Below are 17551 nucleotides of genomic sequence, written 5' to 3' on the forward strand. Positions count from 1 at the left end.
TCGTCGCCGTCGGGACTGGGAGATCAAGAGACCAATCGCCGTCGATCCGAACGCATCTCCTGGTGAGCCCCTCCCGTGAGCGCGTCCAGCTTCCAGGCGCGTCGCCAGTCGGCGACCCATTCTCCGAACAGCTCGACACGGCGGTTCAGCTTCGAGCTTCGAGCTTCGATCCTCGACGCGCCGACGTGAGCGGACGAAAGCGGCCGTTCCGCTTTTCCTGCGGCAAAACGTAGCGGAAACGCCGTCCGCATCGTTGAGACCCCCAATGCGGCGATGTCGCTTTCCCACGGTCTACGGGGTTCCAGGCAGATGGGGCGGGAGGAGCCCGTCGCGGTCCCCCCGGCCGAACTCGGCGCCACCGTGCATCTGCTTGCGAACAAGCACCAGAATGAACCATGACTGCCGCATGGGAGAAATCGTGCGACACCCGGAAGACGAACCGAGCCGAGCGAACTCTCCCGATCCGTCGCAGCTTACCGACCGACAGCGCGACTGCCTCCAACTGGTCGGGCGCGGCATGTCGTCGAAGGAGATCGCCGGCGAACTCGGCATCTCCCACCACACCGTAGACCTGCACCTCAAGCGCGCGATCCGCATCCTTGGGGCGACAAGCAGACGCGACGCCGCCCGCCGCGCGTCCGAGCTGCCGGTCGCGAGTAACCAGCATTTGGCTACCCAAGCGGGCGCGGTTGTCGGGCCTGCCGAAATCATGGCTTCTCCCGTCAGCGCCGCGGAACCAGGCCACTCGGCCCTTCGAGTGCCCTTCCTGCGGCAAGGGAGGCAGCGGAATGACCTGAGCCCAGCAAGCCGCATCGGTTGGATCGCCGTCCTAGCGATGGCGATGCTGATCGCGGCGGCCAACTTCCTGAACGGCCTCGGCGCACTCTACAAGCTCGCCGACTGATCCCAACCGACCCGTCAATTATGACGCGGCCGCATCGCGGGCCGCGAAGGAGAAGTCGTATGCCCTCGCCCAAGACGATCGCAGCCGTCCGCATCGCCCGGTCCCTGAAGCCCGCCGAGATCGCGGTGAACCAGGCCGCACTCCAGGTGCTCGCCATGGGAACGGCCGTGCTGACGGCACGCGCAGACGGAACGTTCCATCCTCTCGAGTGCCAGACCGGGGTCGACCACGTCGGGGAAGCGACCATGAAGGTGTTCGCGGCGCTCAAGGACATCAAGGCAGCGCACGGCGAGTTCCGTAAGACGGCGGAGCGCCATCAGATACTCGGACAGGGCGACATCTTCGAAACGCCCGACCACGACACTCCGCGGGGCGAACTGATCAAGCTCGAGACCGCCCAGCGCGTGGCTTGACACGAGTCCGGGACGGGGTGTCGACACGAGAGCATGAACGTCGCGATCTACCTCCTGCTGCTCTCGACCTGCTGCGCATACGCGCTGACGCGCGGCGGGTCGCCGGAGCGGGTGGGCGTCGCCATCCTTCTCGCGGCGATCGTCGCTTCGCACTTCGTGCCGGGCAGCGCGACCACCAGGTTCAGCCGCTTGGAGACCGGTCTGCTCGCCGTCGACTTCGTGATGCTGCTGTGCGTTCTCGTGCTGGCGCTCACCGCGCAGCGATACTGGCCCATGTGGATGGCGGCGGTGCTCGTCAACACGGTGATCACGCACCTGCTGATGCTCACCCCCGAGCTGATGCCCTGGTCGTATTCCGTCGCATCGGCCGCGTGGAGCTACCCGAACCCGCTCATCCTCGCCGTCGGCTCCTGGCGCCATCAATCGCGCATCAAGCGCTACGGGACGGACCCCGCATGGAACTGATCGCCCTTTCCGGAAACCTGAAGTGATCGCGGTCGATCGGGTGTCCGCCGTCCTGGCCGAAATCGAGGTCCTCGAGGAACTGCTGGCCAGCGCCCGCCGACAACTGCAACGCTCGAGCGCGATGGCGCGTCACGAGCTCGCAGGCAGAGTCTACCGGATGCGGCGCCAACGCGACGCCGTGTTCGGGACGGACGCCACCGTCTTCGGCGAACCGGCCTGGGACATGCTCCTGGACCTCTACCAGTCGCGGCAGAGGGGCGGAAACATCAGCGTGACGAGCGCCTGCATCGGCTCGAGCGCCGCGGCGTCGACGGCGCTCCGCCACCTCCGGGTCCTCGAGGAGCGCGGACTGGTCAGGCGCGTTCGGGACGGTTCCGACGGCCGGCGCACCTTCACTCACCTCAGCGATGGCGCCGTGAAGCTGATCGATCGCTGGTTGGACCTGGCCGCCGTCAGCATGCAGCAGGAGCTGAAGCCCGTGGAGCCGGCAACCGGCCGGCCCGACGGTCTGATCCCATCCCTCCCGTAGGAGCCTCAAAGGACCGCCAGCGCCAGGCCGCGTCCGCGATCCACGACCGACTTCCTCGGTCTTCGGCGAACCGCGTCCGGATGGCAGGCGAAACCAGCACCTTCGCACTTGCACTCGCCGCACGACGCTACGAAGGGCGCCGCCATGCCGTCCATCATCCGTCCTCATCGCTCCGGCCTGCTGCTCGCGGTCGGCGCCTATGTCCTCTGGGGCGTGCTCCCGCTCTACCTGCGGCTGCTCAACAGCGTTCCGCCGCTCCAGATCCTCGCGCACCGCGTGCTCTGGTCGCTGCTCCTCCTGGCGCTCGTCGTGTTGGTCCTGAGCGCCGGCCCGGCGGTCCTTCGCGCCGCACGGGGTCGAACCCTGCTCCTGCTGATCGGCAGTGCGGCGCTGATCGCGGTCAACTGGCTCGTCTACATCTGGGCGGTCCAGAATCACCACGTCCTCGAAGCCAGCCTGGGCTACTTCATCAACCCGCTGGTGAACGTCGCGCTCGGCATGCTCGTTCTCGGCGAACGGCTCCGCCCATTGCAGAAGGCGGCGGTGGCAGTTGCCGGAGCGGGCGTCGCGCTGATGGCGTCGGGTGGCGGCATGCTCTGGATCTCGACCACCCTCGCCCTCAGCTTCGGCTTCTATGGACTGCTAAGGAAGATCGCGGCCATCGATGCGCTCGGGGGCCTCACCGTCGAAACGTTGCTGCTCGCTCCGGCGTGCTCAGGCCTGCTCCTCTACGCGCACGCGAACGGGAACGGCGCCTTCGGCGAGAGCACGCGCCTCGACCTGCTGCTCATCGTGGCGGGCGCGGTCACCGCCGCACCGCTCCTGATGTTCGCGGCCGCCGCCCGCAAGCTGACCTACTCGACGCTCGGCCTGCTCCAATACATCGCGCCCACCCTCCAGTTCATGGAGGCGGTCACGTTCTTCGGCGAGCCCGTCGGGACCACTCGGATCGTCGTATTCGTGCTGATATGGATCGGGTGCGCCCTCTTCGCCTGGGACAGCGCGATGTCGCATCGGGCGAGCAGCGCGGCGACGCCGGCACCGACCGCCGAGTGATGCCTCGGGTTCGCCGACGACGGACGATGTAGAGTCGTTCTCCGCCGCGGCGAGCGTCGCCGACCGGCGCCGATCGGGAGGACCCCATGTCGTCGATGCAGATCGCACCACGTCGGCGCCGTTGCGCCGTCTACACCCGCAAGAGCTTCGAACCTCCGATCGGCCAGGAGATCACCTCGCTGGAAAGCCAGCGGGCGATCTGCTCGGCCTACATCGCGAGTCAGCAGCACAAGGGATGGGTCCTCGCGCCGGGAGCCTACGACGATGCCGGTCGCACCGGCGCCAACCTCAACCGTCCTGCACTCCGCGACCTGATGGCCGACATCGAGGCGGGGCTCATCGAGATCGTTGTCGTCTATAAGCTCGATCGCATCACCCGGACGCTCCTCGACTTCGTAAGGCTCATCGACTTCTTCGACCGCTTCGGCGTCGCGTTCGTCTCCATCACGCAGAACTTCGACACCAGCGACAGCATGGGCCGGCTGATCCGCAACGTGCTCCTCACCTTCGCCCAGTTCGAACGCGAGATCGCCAGCGACCGCATGCGCGACAAGAAGATGGTGATGCGCCAGCACGGCCTCTGGACCGGAGGCGATCCGCCGCTCGGCTACGACGTGCGCGAAGGTCGGCTCGCGATCAACCTCGACGAGGCGCCCGCAGTCCGCTGCATCTTCGAAACCTACGCCGCGACCGGCCGCGTGTCGCTGGTCCACAAGCGCCTGCTGGAGGAGGGGCACCGCCGAGCCGTCCGCCGCACTCGGGGCGGCACCCAGCGCGGCGGTGGACCCATAAGCCTGACGTCGCTGCACCACGTCCTCCGGAACCGCGCCTACATCGGCGAGGCGGTGCATCGATCCGAAAGCCATCCCGGCGCGCACGAGCCGATCATCGGGCCCGAGCTGTGGGGCAGGGTGCAGGCGGTGCTCAAGGAGCGCGAGCAGTTCAAGCCGCGACAGCCCAGGCACATCCTCACCGGCCTGCTCCACGACGCCTTCGGGCGGCGCATGCACGCGCGCGAGGTCCACGGAGGCAACGCCAGCGGCCGCTACTACGCCTCCGCGAGCGCCACCTGGGCGGCGCGGCAGCGCGTTCGCGCGGTCCGGCTGCGCGCCGATGCGACCGAGCGGCTGGTCATGGAGGCCGTCAAGCGGCTCATGTCGGAACGCACGCGCCTGCGACCGCTCCTGCTTCGCGCCGGAACGACGGGCGGACGCCTCGACGAACTCTGCGAGTGCGGAACGGCGGCGGCGCTCAGGCTCGCGACGCTCGACGAACGGCGCCTGTCCTCCGCCGTCAAGCTGCTGCTCGCGCGCGTGGAGGTTGGCGAGGACATGGTCAGCGTCGTCGTGCGCGTCGACGCGCTCGCCCTCTTCCTCGCCTGGGACGGCGTCGGACTCTTCGCGATGAGCGACCTCGACCTCGCCAAGGCGACGCAGGTGCACGTCGAGGAGGTCGCGGTCGCGATGACGCGGGAGCGCAAGCGGAACTGGCTGCCGCTCGAGACCAGCACCGGAGCGGGCAGGCCGTGCGCCAGGCTGGTCGCGCTCCTGGACGAGGCGACGGCCGCGCGCGAGCTGGTGTTCAAGCACCGGGACGTCGAGGTGGCGGCGCTCGCGCGGTCGCTCGGGCGCAAGTCCGCCTCGTTCTCGCGGCTGGTCCGACTGAGCTACCTCGCGCCCGACATCGTCGCGGCGATCGTAGACGGCACCCAGCCGCCGGAACTGACGCGGCGCGTCCTGCTCGAGTGCGACCTACCGACGGACTGGGGCATGCAGCGCCGCATCCTCGGCTTTCCGGAGCAGCGGGAGAACTGGCGGCGGCACGCCCGCTGAGTAAGCTCCCGCCAAGGTCCGGCTGATCAACGGCGGCACCGGCACCCCCCTCGTCCAAGCGGCACGGGGGCGGCCAAGGTGCGCCACATGGTCGCCGATTTCCTCCGGCGGCTCGGACGGCTAGTCTGGCGCCCTCTTAGGCCTACGCCAACGCAGGGGAGTCCCTCATGTCGAACGAAAGCGACGCGGCTTCCGAGCGCGAGCCGCGGCAGGATGCTGGACAGGACGCGAGCATCGCCGAACGCCTGGAGCGCGACCCGGAGGACGTCGATGCCCGACTGGACGAAGCGCTCGACGAGACCATGGACGTGTCCGACCCGGTCTCGTTGACCACGCTTCGACCGGGCGGCACGTCTGACGAGGTCAGGGGAGGATGAGGCCGCCAGACTCGGCGACTTCGCCTGATCGGGATTTGATTCGTCCGCGCGACTGCAGTCTTGCGAGTCACAAGGGTCGATGCGCTTTATCTCCTTGGCGTCCCGCTCATTGGGCGACCTCCATGCCCGCCGCTCTGGGCAGCAACGAAGCTGGTGACGCTGCCTAATAGCCTACTACCCTGGTCGAGCCGACATTGGTGACTAGAGCCCGGACGACTTCTGCCAGTTTCATCGGATCGAAGGGCTTGCTGATCACGCCCAGCACGCCCGCCCTGTCGTAGCGCGAGCGGCGAAGAGCGTCCGCCGTCAGGAACACGACGGGGGTCGGCGGCCCGCCCTCGCCGCGCAGCATGCGCTCGAGCAGCCCGAGACCGTCGAGCTCGGGCATGAGAGCGTCCAGAAGGACGACGTCGAACGTCTGCTCCTCCAGCACCGACAGCGCCTCGACGGCGCTGCCGACCGTGATCGCGCGCATGTCGGGATCGAGGTGCAGCGAAAGCTCGACGATCAGCCGAATGTCGGGATCGTCATCGACGCAGAGGATGCGCAGATCGCGAGTGCGGTCGTCGTCCACCGGTCTCGTTCTGACCGCGGCCGACTGCTTATGGCACCCCCAATTGGAACCGCATCGGTCGCATCCGATCGGGCCGTTACGCATCGACTTGCCGCTCCGCACGAGGCAAGTTGGAGGCGCTTGGGGAGTCGAAATGCTGAACGAGTGGAGCGACCGGGATCCTCGCCCCGTGGGACCAACGAGGCGCCGCGCCAAACTGTTCTACGGCATCATCTTGGCGGTCCTGACGCTGCTGACGATCGTCAGCATGGGGTCCGCCTTGGCGCACGGCGGCCGTTTCGACGAGCGAAGATGCCCGGAACACCGGGAAGCGATCGCTCGACACCGTCACGAAGGTCGAGCCTCGCCTGCCGCTCGGCTGCCGTCGCGAGCCCCGCAAGGGATCAGAGCTGTTCCGCCGGAGCGAATGGCTACGCTGCCGAGTTCAGCGGAGCGCCTTACCGCCATTTCCCCGAGCGCGACCGCGACGGGTCGCGAGCTTCTGCGTGATCGAAGCCGCAGGGGCCGACCTGCAGCCTTCTCCGACGTCGAAGCCCTTCACTCTCCGAGTGACGGGCGAACGGGCCTTCTTTCCTCGCCCCGAGTTCAGACTGGATCGGGTGAGCTTCGACGTCATCACGCCTCGCGCCGCTCGGGGCATCTTCGATGCGATCCATTGGCGACCGAGCATCCGATGGACGGTCGAGCGCATCCGCATCAACGCGCCGATCGTCCGGCGGACGCTGCACCAGGGAGCAGGTGGCGGCGCGGGGCGCACTGTCATCCTCGTGGACGTCGACTACTCGATCGACGCTCGGCTGACCCTGCTGTCCGGCCGTTCCGAAACAGAGACGTTGGCGGAGCATGCCGCCATGTTCGCGAGACGGACCAGGAAGCCGCGACCGGGAACGAAGCTGTATCTCGGTCGACCGGACTTCATCGCTCAGGTCGAGGCGGTCGGATCGGACGACTCCGCGTGCGCTCCTTACGGCGCGAAGGAGCTGGACCTCGGCTGGCTGCCATTCGACCACAGCTATGACGACGACTCAGGTCAGGCATACTTCCACGCCGTCGCACGGGCAGGCGCCATCGAGATCCCGGCAGCGAACGCCGAGGACCTTTTCGCCTGATCCATGCTGGTCAGCGCCGGCGCTTCCCAGACGCGTCCCACACCTCCACCGGACCGAGATCGAGCGCTCGCACGCCTTCCTCGATCTTCGACAGATCGCCGACGACAACCCACGTCATCGCGTTCGGATGCAGCGCCGCGGCGCTGCGGCCGATCGTCGCCGGCGTCAGCGCCGCGTAGCGATCCGGGAGGGTCGAAAGCCATTCGTAGGAATGGCCGTAGCGGTCCACGTAGCTGAGATAGCCGGCCATCGCGTAGTTCGTCTCGAACCGGTCGGCGAGCGTCAGAACCTCGCTTCGGGTCAGAAGGTTCAGCTCCTGCGCAGTCGCGGGACGATCGCCACCCACGCCCTTCAGCTCCTTCGCGATCTCGCTGAGGGCGTCGGCCGTCCTGTCGGTCTGCACGCCGGTGGCGACCGCGAACGCCTGCGGGCCCACTCCACCGCCGATGCTGCTTTCGCCCCGGAGGTCCAGCCCCGTTGCGAGAAGAAGGGACGGTTGAGCCGGCCGGCCGACCAACTCCGGGGCGGGACCAATCAGCGCTCGTCGAGCGCGTCCGTCGGTCCTCGAACGCCTGCTTTACCGTGCTAAGACCGCGCTTCCCGTCATACGGGTGGTCGCCAGGCACTCTTCTCAGCGCTAGGTTACCGTGATCGCGTCCACGCGGTCCGGATAGAAGGCGAGGTGGTCCTTGATCGCGTCCACGGCGTCGAAAGGATCCTCATACGACCAGGCGACGTCCCGGGCGCTCCCGTCACGTGCGCTGAAGTAGCTAGCGTCGCCCTTATACGGGCAGTGCGTGCTGGTGGCGCTCCGCTCGAGCGCGCCCATCGCGACGTCGTCACGCGGAAGGTAGTAGACCGGGGGGAGGCTGGCCTCCTTGAGCAGCAGCGCCCTGCCGCTCTCCGCGAGCGTCACGCCACCCAAGGTCACGACGACCTTCTTCTCCGCCGGTCCTATGGCGATCGGATGATCGGGACTGGGCGACCGTCCACCAAGCATGCGATTCTCCCTTTATTCTACCTTTCAAGGACGGGCAAAAATCCACCACCAAACGGCATGTCGCAATCGACAGCGCACCTAGGACAGATGCCTAACCGCGTTGAGCACGAGAGCATATGCGGACTCACTTTCCACGACGATCGCCCTTGAGCCACTTCGCAAGCAGACCACCCGCATGGTCGCCGGCTGCTTGTCGCGGGATCGGGTCGTAGTAGTCGACCGGCTTGAGAGTTCCGGCCGGGGAGCGTTCCTCGTGTTCGATAAGTTCGTCGCCGAACGCATCCTTGTGGAATTGGCGAGCTTTGTTCATGCCAACCGAAGCCTTGATGCTCAGCGTCCGCAACATGGTGCGGAACGTCTCAAGGTCACGCTCGACAACTGCCTTCTCCGCCTGCTCGAATTCGCGTTCGAAGTTGGGCACCATCTTCTGGAGCTTGGTGAGAACACTCGCGGGTTTTGGCTCAAGCCTAGCCAACTCGCGATCGGTCAGAAAATCCGGAAGCGGCAACAGGCTGAATTTTCGAACCTGATACTCGAGCGGCAATCGCTCGGATTTCTTCAGTTCTTCACTCATCGCTCGCATGACGAGCGAGTTCTCCCACATGTGGCGCTCCAGTTCCGTAAGCCCGCGCTTTGCGGCAACCACAGCCTCCTTCCGACGAGCATCTTCTTCGTCACGCCGATACTGAAGATCTTCAGCGCGCTTCCGTCTGTCTTCCCGCAGCTTTACGAACTCCCACCAGTTCTTGAGCGCAAAACCGATAGTCGCCACGATCACCGTCGCGCTCGCGGCTTTCACAAAGCCGACCACCTCGACGATCGATTCGACGGTTCCTGGCGGCAGTCCGGCTGGCTGGATCATCGATCAACTCCCGCGTTCGCTGGGGACCACACCTTTTTCGTCGAGACACGCCCGGCAACCTCAACCTCACAGAAACCTTGATAACCTTCGATACAGGCTCAGCCTGAACCTGTGAAACAAAGTCTTCCGTTTGGCTGCAGACTCGAGACCGAGCCGGATTTACTCGATTCAAGAGAATCGTAGAGGTCGCCCGCGAGATCGTCAGTGCATTGTAGCGGGATCGAAGCGCCGACGCGCGGCTCGTCAGGCCGGCGGCAAGGTGTGCAGCATGGATGCCACCCGCTCACGCAAGCCGGCGTCCCGCGTGACCTCCAGCACCGAACTGAGGCTGCTCCGCGCGGCCTCGACCCGATCATCAACGAGCTCGAGCCGGGCCTTCTCCCACCACGCATGCGCGTAGGCCGGCGCCACGGCCGTCATCCGCTCGTAGAGCTCGAGCGCGCGCCGGCCCTTGCCCGCCTGCTCGGCGCGGCTGGCCTGGTTCTGAAGCAGGCGGACGAGGACCGCCCGGTTCGGCATCGCGGCGACCCGGGTAACCGCGCGGCCGGTTCCGCCGAACGCCTCCAGCATCGCCGCGAGCCGATCGGCGTCGACGCGCTCCCCGCCCGCGAACGGATCGACGATGACCGGGTCCGCCTCTCCGCCGATCAGCACCAGCACGTGCCCGGGCACGTCGAGGACGTGCGCGGCCCACCCGAGCCGCCGCGCCATGGCCACCCATAGGATGGACAGACTCACCGGAAGACCTCGGCGACGCACCAGGACCCTGATCAGATCGGCGTTCGCGGGATCGTCGTAGGTATCGGCACCGCCTTCAAAGCCGAACTCTCCGACCAGCACCGCGGACATCGCGTCGGCTCGCTCGGCCGACGTTTCCGCGTCCCGTCCTACCAGGTCGAGGCGGGTTTCGATCGCGTCGAGCAGGTCGTCGCAGAGCGACAGGTCTGTTCCGGGCTGGTCGATCAGCGCGAGCGTGAGCGCCGCCTGGTCCAGCAGGATGTCTTCCTCTTCCATGAGGCCGAGGCGGTTCAGGTCTTCCTTCATGTCACCGCATATGGGGGGCGCAGGCGTCGATCGAAACTCCGCGACGCGGCAGCGGCGATCAATGGCCACCTTCGACCCAGCCAACGCCTGCATGGCGGAACGCCTCCGCGAGCGCAGCCTCGATCTCGAGCGCCTCCCAGCGCTGGAGCGGGTTCAGGTGCTGGAACAGCTCGGGCAGCAGCCGCTCACCGAAGCGCCTCACCGCGCCGCTCGCCTTGTAGCCCGCCTTGTGCTGGTCGAAGCGCCAATCGGGATCGCGCGAGGTCTGCCCGACGTAAAGGCCGTGACGCTCCGGAAAGGACCGGTCATGCAGCAGGACGACGTAGACCGACTGGACCGCGCCCCGCGTCGCCCGGGTCGAAGCGCCCAGCGACAGCGCCGCCCGGCGCGCATTCGACCACCACGGCGGAGCGGTCGCGACGGGTCCCATTCCCACGCGACGCCTTCAGCCGCGCGACGCCGCCTCGCGCGCCGCCCGTCGCAGCCGAAGCCAGGTCTGCAGTTCGGCCTCCGCGTCCGCGAGTGCGCGATGCGCCGGGTCCGCCGGCTTGCCCGCGTTCGCCGCCGAGACAAGCGCATGCACCTCCAAGTCCAACCTCGCGGGCGCCACCACCGGCCTGAGCAGCTCGGTCGCGGTCTCGCGAAGCGCATCGTCGGTGTCGCGAAGGCGAAGCGCGTGCCGGGGAAGCTCCGCCGTGCGCAGCAGGACGCTCAGCCACTTGCCGTCCCACGACGGGGCGCTCGCGAACAGCTCGTGCCCGCCCAGGATCTCGACCATCCGACGCGCGACGAGATCGTGCGCCTCGCCGTTCCTAATGAGCCATTCCCGGCACATGCCGTGGATCGCCTCGGCGTTCGGATCCCAATCGGTCCACTCGGGTGCCGGTCTGATGACGTGCGCTTCCGATCGCCCGTCCTGGAACGCCCACGCGACTTCGATCGGATAGCTCCGATCGGAGAGCGACGAGGCCTCAAAATCAAGGAACACCTTCATGCGACCGATCTGACCTGAAAGCGGGCGGTCGCCAAGGGCGATCGCGACTTCGCGAGGCGGTCGGCTGGCAACGACCCATTCAGTAAAAGGTAGGTGAACAAGCGTATTCTGATCGGAACAGATGAGGGGAAAGACGTGGACACGGCATGGCCAGCGATTTCCGAATTCATGGCCATCGCGCGCGATCGCGCACGCGGCGACGCACTCGGCTGGTCGCATGGCGCCTATGCGTTCAACCGCATAAGCGACCGGGACAGGGTGCACCTGGTCCACGAGCTGATGCAAGCCTGGCACGCGGGGACGGCGCTCGATCGCGAGGTGGTCGCGGGAGCGTTCCGGCAAGCATGGGACAGCGAGCCCTATCTCTACGGCTTTCGCGCGGGGAACTACTTCACGGCAGCCGCGCGCTACGGAGCCGACGTCTCCACCAGTCGCCTGCTCGAGGCATGGGCGAGCGCGATGATGATGCCGGACGAGAAGGCGGAAATGGCGGCTCTCGAGTTCCCATGCACCGCCTACCGGGGTGGCACAGGCGAGCCAGCGGGCGTCGCCTCCGGGACAAGCTGGACTCTGAACCCCGACACCGCCCGCTTCTTCGCCAACGATTGGCCCAGGAGATGGGGATCGACCGCTCGACCAGTCGTCCTGTCGCTCACGGTCGATCGATCGGACGTCCTCGCCTTCTTCGACGACCGGAACGAACGAGAGCTGCTCCTGTCCGGTGACGTGCCGCGAGCGGGGTTCGAGATCGTCGAGCCGTGAGCGACGCTCGCCGATGCCAACTTCTCGAGGCTTGAAGGCCTGAACCCGACGACGGTCTGCTCCACACGGGTCGCCAGGATGGCACCGATCGGTGCGCCTGATTGACCGGACCGCGCGGCAGGCCTGCGGATAGGCGTCCCTTCTCGTTCGTTGCGACCGCATGACCGACGGAGGAAGATCATGAAGGCGATGGTTCTGCGGGCACCGATCGGGCTCGAGCGGCTGACGATGGAGGAGCGACCGGACCCGGGAACGCCCGGGCGCGGCGAGATTCTGGTCGCGCTGCACGGAAGCTCGCTCAACTTCCACGACCTGGGCGTCGCCACCGGGCGCATGCCGACGGAGGACGGCCGCGTGCCCCTCGCCGATGGCGCCGGCGTCGTCGAAGCGGTCGGCGACGGCGTTACCGAGTTCAAGGCGGGCGACACCGTCGTGTCCTGCTTCTTCCCCGACTGGCAGGACGGCGCGCCGACCATAGGAGACTTCTCGCGGACGCCCGGAGACGGCATCGACGGCTTCGCGCAGGAGCACGTCGTGCTTCCTGCGAGCGCCTTCACCCACGCGCCGGAGGGCTACGACGCCGTGGAGGCGGCGACCATCACCACCGCGGGGCTCACGGCCTGGCGCGCCCTCGTCGTCGACGGCAGGCTGAAGGCCGGCGACACCGTGCTGCTGCTCGGAACCGGCGGCGTCTCGATCTGGGCGCTGCAGATCGCCAAGCTGATGGGCGCGTCCGTCGCCATCACGTCGTCCTCGGACGACAAGCTCGAGCGAGCCCGAGCGCTCGGCGCCGACTTCTGCGTGAACTACCGCGACGAGCCTGCTTGGGGACGAACCGTTCTGGACTGGACAGGAGGTCGCGGCGTCGACCACGTCGTCGAGGTCGGCGGCCCGGGCACGCTGGCCCAGTCCATCGAAGCGGTCCGCCTCGGTGGTCACATCTCGCTGATCGGCGTGCTCACGGGCGCAGCGGGCGAGGTGCCGACCGCCGCCCTGATGGCCAAGCAGGCCCGGCTCCAGGGGCTGATCGTCGGCAGCCGACGGGAGCAGCAGGACTTCGTGAGGGCGCTCGACGCCGGCGGCATCCGGCCGGTGATCGACCGCCGCTTCGCGCTGGACGAACTCGCCGACGCGTTCCGCTACGAGGCGAGCGGTGGCCACTTCGGCAAGATCGGGATCGAATGGTGACGGAAGCCGCCCGTCATCCAATTCGCTGAAGATCGGCGACGTGGATCGGCGTTGAGCCATCAGCCCGGGTCCCGTCCTTGCGTCGCGACGCGTCGCCGGAACCACTCGCCACCGAGTCAGCCGTTCGCGCCCTCGCGTGGCTCGCCGAAGCCCCTGAGGTCGAGTTCCGGCGCAGTCGAAGGCTCGGTCGCCGGTAGGTCCTCCTCTACCGGCGCATCGGAGACGTCGCCATCATCGGAGCCTGCGTCGATCGCCTCGATTTCGGCCTCGGCCGGAGCGGGAAGCCGCGGCTCCAGCACTTCGGCGTCCGCCAGTGCGAGCACCCGCGCCAAGCGCTCGCCTGCGACGACCGGCTCCATTCCGCCAGCCTTGGCGGTCGCCGCGTAGCGCTCGTTCGCGGCCGTCGCGTCGAACCAGGCGCTCTCGGCCGCGAGCTCGGCCGGATCCATGCGGACCCGGCGGGCGAGCGCATCGAAGGCGCCGCAGCGATCGAGCGTCGCCAGGGAGAAGCTGCGCTCGACCGCGGCCCAGCAGTTGACGCTGTAGACCATCGCGCCGGACGCGCCCTCCGCTCCGATCGCGAGTTCCGCGTGCCGGTCGGCGCGCCGGATCGCGTCGGATTCGACCTCCGGCGGAGCGGGCTCGGGTGGGGCCGCCGCCTGGCTCGCCGCTACGACCGGCTCGGGCGTCGTCGCCTGGTCGGAACCGCCGTCACTGGAGGCGAGGCCGATCACTGCCAGTAGGCCGACGGCTCCGATGACGACGGGCCACGGGTTGGACGGACGTTCCACGGCGCCGGTCGAAGCCGGCGTGCGCCGGACGGGCGCGCTCGACGGCGGCGCCGACGACCGCTGCTCCGACCCCTGCATGAGCTTACCCCCTTCTCCCGCGACATCGTGGACGGAGCCGGCGGGCCGCGCAAGCGGACACGAGGCGGTTGAGTGCAGTCGCACACCGCTATACGCTCCGGTCGGGGAAGACGTGGGGCAGGGGAACGCCGTGCATTCGGCAGCATCGGAGAGAGTCGCAGCGTTCATCGGTCCGAGTGCCGCTGAAGACGGCGCAGCACGTCGGGAACCCGAGACCGCCGGCGCTTCGGCGACCGCGACGCTCTCGGACGCGCAAGCGCGTCTGATCAGCAAGGCGGCGCTCGCCTCGGAGCTCGAGTGGCGACGCGGCCGGGACGAACGCGCCCGAGCCGCCGAGGCTCTGCACGGGTGACGCCCCTACCGCTCCGCTTCCATCCGCTGCGAAACGGACGCGCGCTCGCGGTCAACGACGCCGGCCGCTTCTTCTCCACGGACGAGGCGTTCCTCGACAGGATCATCGACCGCCGTCTCTCGCCGGATGACCGAGCCTTTCTCCTGCGCGAAGGGCATGCCTACGGACGCGAGCGCGATCTTGCCCATCTCGCTCACCTGCGCGGCATCGCCCGACGAACCTGCGCGCCGACGCAGCTCGACTACCTCATCCTCGTCCCGACGCTCCGGTGCGACCTCGCCTGCAGCTACTGCCAGGTGTCCCGCGCCGCGATCGGGAGCGTCGGCTACGACTGGACGCCGGGCACGCTCGATGCGGTGCTGCGCATGCTCGACGGACTGGAGTCGGACAGCGTCAAGCTCGAGTTCCAGGGCGGAGAGCCGACGCTCCGTCCCGACCTGATCACCGCCGTCATGGAGCGGGCTCGCCGCTTCCCTCGGCGGCAGATCGTCATCTGCACCAATCTGTCGCGGCTCGACGACGAGACGCTCGCCATCCTGGACGATCCCGACGTCCTGGTCAGCACGTCGCTCGACGGCGACCCGGACACCCACCGGCGGAACAGGACCGGGTCGGTGCACGCGGACGACGTCTTCCGACGCAATCTCGACCTGCTGCTGGCGAGATACGGGCCCGACAAGGTGGCCGCCCTCCCGACGGTCGACCCGCTCGCGCCGCCCGACGTCGACACGCTGATCGAGGCCTACGTCGGGCGGGGCATGAACAGCATCCCGCTTCGGCCGATCGTGTATCACGGATTCGCGAGGAAGCGACACTCGGCGTCCGCGGATCCCGGCGAAGCGTGGCTCGCCTACCACGAGCGCTTCGTGCGGCGGATCGTGGAGCGGAACTGGGCCGACCGGTCGCGGGTCATCGAGGAGAGCCACCTGGCGCTCTGCATTCGGCGCATCTTCCGCCCGGGCGTCGACAACCACGTGGACCTCCGTAACCCGAATCCGATGGGCATCGACTATCTCGTGGTTGACCACGACGGCACGCTCTACCCGACCGACGAGGCCCGGATGCTGGCCCGCTCGGGCGTCATCGACCTGTCGATCGGGCACGTGTCGAGCGGCGTTGATGCAGCCCGTCGCGACCTGCTCAACGCGCACTCGGACAACGTCCACGATCCGGCCTGCTCCCGCTGCGCCTTCCAGCCCTACTGCGGCCGTGACATGGTGGACGACATCGCCCGCTACGGTCGCATCGACGTGGCCCGACGGGACACGGACTTCTGCCGCCGGCAGACGCACGCCTTCGATCTCGCCTTCGATCTGATCCACGACGACGACTCGGCTGTCCGCCACTCCGTCGCACGCTGGCTCGGCCTGCCCGGCGATCCGCCCGCGCTCGGGATCCATCACGCTTGATCCCGCTTACGCTCCCGGCCGCGGCCGAGGCCGAACTGAGCTTCGTCACGCGGCTCCGCACGGATGGACGGGTCGGATCCGGACAGGACGACTCGCCGCTCCTGGGGAGCGCGGACGGCGCGGCGGCGTTCCTCGGGCGCTTCGGTCTCTTCGAGCTGAGCGGCGCCCAAGCGGAGGAGCTGAACGGCGACGTCGTGCTCGTCGAGCCTGACCGGGGCCGCGCGCAGCGGCTGCTCCGCGCCGGCTCCGACCACAACACGCTGCTCGTCACGGAGCGCTGCGACCAGCTCTGCGTCATGTGCTCGCAACCACCCAAGAAGACGCACGAGGACCGGTTCCACCATTTCGAGCGCGCCTGCCTGCTCGCCGAGCCCGACGCGGTGATCGGCGTGTCCGGGGGCGAGCCGACGCTCTACAAGGAACGGCTCCTTGCCATGCTCGAGCGCGTTCTGACCGAGCGTTCCGACCTGTCGTTCCACGTCCTCACCAACGGACAGCACTTCGACGGTGAGGACGTCGCGCGGCTCCGCGGCGGCCCCTTCGACCGCGTGACCTGGGGCATCCCGCTCTACGCCTCCGATGCGGAACTGCACGACAGGATCGTCGGCAAGAAGGGCGCGTTCGATCGACTGGGCGAGACGCTTGCCCACCTCATGCTCGCAGGCGCCGCCGTCGAGCTCAGGACGGTGCTCCTCTCCGACAACGCGCCGTGCCTTCCCCAACTCGCGCGGCACGTCACCGCCCGCCTCGGCTTCGTCGCGAGCTGGTCGATCATGCAGCTCGAGAACGCCGGCTTCGCTCGCGGCCGATGGAGCTCGCTTCGCTTCGCCCACGAGGTCGACTTCGCCTCCGTCGCCATCGCCGTCGATCACGCCCTGCTTCACGGCGTCGACGTGCGCCTGTTCAACTTTCCACGCTGCACGGTGCCGGACGCCTACCGGCCGCTCGCACCCGCCTCGATCTCCGACTGGAAGCGCCGCTACGCTCCCGCCTGCGACGCCTGCTCGGCCAAGGCGGACTGCACCGGGTTCTTCGAGTGGCACCCCGAGGAGGAGATGATCCAGATGGCGAGACCGATATGAAGAAGGTGCGCTTCCTGATCTCGAGCCTGTTCGCCGCCGGCATCGGGGCGGCGGGCAACGCGGAGGCCGACGTGCCCCAGCCATCCACGACGAAAGTCGACGACGACGGCAAGGGCAGGCTGTTCCGACTGTTCAAGCTGGACCACGCCTACACGCTCGCGCAGCATCGATCGCACCGCAGCCACAGCAGCCATCGTTCACACAGCAGCCACCGGTCCAGCTCAGGCGGATACGGCGGATACGGCGGATACTCGGTCCCGAGCGCGCCGGTCTACACGCCGCCACCGGCGGCGCGGGTCTACACGCCAGCGCCAGCGCCGACGCCCTCGACCCCGACCGGCGGCTACGCGAGGCCTCCGCGTTCACGCGCGCAGAGTCTCTTCGCGACGCCCAGAGTCGATGACGACGCCACGGTTCCACCCGTTCCCGCCCCGCCGGAGGCGGGCGGCGGCTCGGAGCTCCGCACGCTCAGCGGTCGCAGCGAACTCTTCACATCGATCGTGAGGCGGGTGCAGCTGGGCCTCATGGCCTACGGCTACTACGACGGGACGGTGAACGGTGCGGTCGGCGCCGATATGCGAACGTCGCTCCGGCGATTCCAGACCGACTTCAAGCTGCCGGTGACCGGAACCATCACGCCGGAGGTGCTGGACGCGCTGAAGATCGCGGCACAGTAGCGCGCCGGCTTAAGGGTGGCGGTGCCCAGATCGTCGCGGCAGCCTGCGCCGAT

At 68.0% G+C, this 17551-nt stretch carries 21 protein-coding genes; 13 read left to right on the forward strand and 8 right to left on the reverse strand.

What is annotated here, in order from left to right; all coding sequences use genetic code 11:
• Positions 1-406: 406 nt before the first annotated feature.
• From CRO12_RS18285 to CRO12_RS05875, 7 genes are all read left to right on the forward strand, one after another.
• Entirely contained in the window at positions 407-904 is a 498-nt protein-coding gene (locus tag CRO12_RS18285) for a helix-turn-helix domain-containing protein (protein ID WP_281253390.1), read from the forward strand.
• A gap of 59 nt (positions 905-963) precedes the next feature.
• On the forward strand, positions 964-1317 hold the full coding sequence (locus CRO12_RS05850; RefSeq protein WP_097062998.1) for a hypothetical protein: 354 nt from the start codon (positions 964-966) through the stop codon (positions 1315-1317).
• Between the two features lie 33 nt (positions 1318-1350).
• On the forward strand, positions 1351-1782 hold the full coding sequence (locus tag CRO12_RS05855; protein ID WP_097062999.1) for a hypothetical protein: 432 nt from the start codon (positions 1351-1353) through the stop codon (positions 1780-1782).
• 22 nt (positions 1783-1804) lie between these two features.
• A complete protein-coding gene (locus tag CRO12_RS05860; protein ID WP_097063000.1) occupies positions 1805-2311 on the forward strand; it encodes a helix-turn-helix domain-containing protein in 507 nt (168 codons plus the stop codon).
• Between the two features lie 144 nt (positions 2312-2455).
• Complete coding sequence (gene rarD / locus CRO12_RS05865; protein WP_097063001.1) at positions 2456-3367, forward strand: EamA family transporter RarD; 912 nt, start codon at positions 2456-2458, stop codon at positions 3365-3367.
• An 86-nt stretch (positions 3368-3453) separates the two neighbouring features.
• Positions 3454-5199, forward strand: a complete 1746-nt coding sequence (locus tag CRO12_RS05870; RefSeq protein WP_097063002.1) for a recombinase family protein — start codon at positions 3454-3456, stop codon at positions 5197-5199.
• 167 nt (positions 5200-5366) lie between these two features.
• Positions 5367-5576, forward strand: a complete 210-nt coding sequence (locus CRO12_RS05875) for a hypothetical protein (protein WP_097063003.1) — start codon at positions 5367-5369, stop codon at positions 5574-5576.
• A gap of 163 nt (positions 5577-5739) precedes the next feature.
• Here CRO12_RS05875 and CRO12_RS05880 read toward each other — a convergent pair whose 3' ends face one another.
• Positions 5740-6150 (reverse strand): response regulator, encoded by a 411-nt coding sequence (locus CRO12_RS05880; protein ID WP_179640878.1) that lies wholly within the window; start codon positions 6148-6150, stop codon positions 5740-5742.
• Positions 6151-6635: 485 nt separating this feature from the next.
• On the opposite strand from CRO12_RS05880, the gene cas5c reads away from it, so the two are divergent.
• Positions 6636-7259 carry a type I-C CRISPR-associated protein Cas5c gene (cas5c, locus tag CRO12_RS05885; RefSeq protein ID WP_179640879.1) on the forward strand — a complete coding sequence of 208 codons (624 nt, stop codon included), beginning with the start codon at positions 6636-6638 and terminating at the stop codon, positions 7257-7259.
• A 10-nt stretch (positions 7260-7269) separates the two neighbouring features.
• Here the strand turns inward: cas5c and CRO12_RS05890 are convergent, their stop codons facing one another.
• The 6 genes from CRO12_RS05890 to CRO12_RS05915 form a co-directional block, all read right to left on the reverse strand.
• Positions 7270-7776, reverse strand: coding sequence for a peptidase M16 family protein (locus CRO12_RS05890; protein WP_144033529.1), 507 nt, complete (start codon positions 7774-7776; stop codon positions 7270-7272).
• A gap of 120 nt (positions 7777-7896) precedes the next feature.
• Positions 7897-8259 carry a DUF427 domain-containing protein gene (locus tag CRO12_RS05895; RefSeq protein ID WP_097063007.1) on the reverse strand — a complete coding sequence of 121 codons (363 nt, stop codon included), beginning with the start codon at positions 8257-8259 and terminating at the stop codon, positions 7897-7899.
• Positions 8260-8383: 124 nt separating this feature from the next.
• Positions 8384-9121 carry a hypothetical protein gene (locus CRO12_RS05900; protein WP_097063008.1) on the reverse strand — a complete coding sequence of 246 codons (738 nt, stop codon included), beginning with the start codon at positions 9119-9121 and terminating at the stop codon, positions 8384-8386.
• A gap of 243 nt (positions 9122-9364) precedes the next feature.
• The gene (locus tag CRO12_RS05905; protein ID WP_097063009.1) at positions 9365-10165 is read right to left on the reverse strand and encodes a transglutaminase family protein; all 801 of its coding nucleotides are present in this window, start codon (positions 10163-10165) and stop codon (positions 9365-9367) included.
• Positions 10166-10223: 58 nt separating this feature from the next.
• Positions 10224-10595: a GIY-YIG nuclease family protein gene (locus CRO12_RS05910; protein WP_097063010.1), complete on the reverse strand. Its 372-nt coding sequence runs from the start codon at positions 10593-10595 to the stop codon at positions 10224-10226.
• A 15-nt stretch (positions 10596-10610) separates the two neighbouring features.
• Complete coding sequence (locus tag CRO12_RS05915; RefSeq protein WP_097063011.1) at positions 10611-11159, reverse strand: 3'-5' exonuclease; 549 nt, start codon at positions 11157-11159, stop codon at positions 10611-10613.
• 168 nt (positions 11160-11327) lie between these two features.
• Between CRO12_RS05915 and CRO12_RS18290 the strand changes: the two genes are divergently transcribed.
• Both CRO12_RS18290 and CRO12_RS05925 read left to right on the forward strand, forming a co-directional pair.
• Positions 11328-11921: a hypothetical protein gene (locus tag CRO12_RS18290; RefSeq protein ID WP_245858223.1), complete on the forward strand. Its 594-nt coding sequence runs from the start codon at positions 11328-11330 to the stop codon at positions 11919-11921.
• 180 nt (positions 11922-12101) lie between these two features.
• Positions 12102-13109 (forward strand): zinc-dependent alcohol dehydrogenase family protein, encoded by a 1008-nt coding sequence (locus CRO12_RS05925; protein ID WP_179640880.1) that lies wholly within the window; start codon positions 12102-12104, stop codon positions 13107-13109.
• A gap of 116 nt (positions 13110-13225) precedes the next feature.
• Here the strand turns inward: CRO12_RS05925 and CRO12_RS05930 are convergent, their stop codons facing one another.
• Entirely contained in the window at positions 13226-13978 is a 753-nt protein-coding gene (locus CRO12_RS05930; protein ID WP_097063012.1) for a hypothetical protein, read from the reverse strand.
• Between the two features lie 348 nt (positions 13979-14326).
• Here CRO12_RS05930 and CRO12_RS05940 point away from each other — a divergent pair, with 348 nt between their 5' ends.
• The 3 genes from CRO12_RS05940 to hxsA are packed head-to-tail and all read left to right on the forward strand — an operon-like array spanning position 14327 to position 17498.
• A complete protein-coding gene (locus CRO12_RS05940; RefSeq protein WP_097063014.1) occupies positions 14327-15739 on the forward strand; it encodes a radical SAM protein in 1413 nt (470 codons plus the stop codon).
• Positions 15736-16821 (forward strand): His-Xaa-Ser system radical SAM maturase HxsC, encoded by a 1086-nt coding sequence (gene hxsC / locus CRO12_RS05945; RefSeq protein WP_097063015.1) that lies wholly within the window; start codon positions 15736-15738, stop codon positions 16819-16821. The genes CRO12_RS05940 and hxsC overlap by 4 nt, the downstream gene beginning before the upstream one ends.
• On the forward strand, positions 16818-17498 hold the full coding sequence (hxsA, locus tag CRO12_RS05950) for a His-Xaa-Ser repeat protein HxsA (RefSeq protein ID WP_097063016.1): 681 nt from the start codon (positions 16818-16820) through the stop codon (positions 17496-17498). Before hxsC ends, hxsA begins: the two co-directional genes overlap by 4 nt.
• The last annotated feature ends 53 nt before the right edge of the window (positions 17499-17551 follow it).

This window comes from Sphingomonas guangdongensis (genome assembly GCF_900199185.1).
GTDB classification, from domain to species: Bacteria; Pseudomonadota; Alphaproteobacteria; order Sphingomonadales; family Sphingomonadaceae; genus Sphingomonas; species Sphingomonas guangdongensis.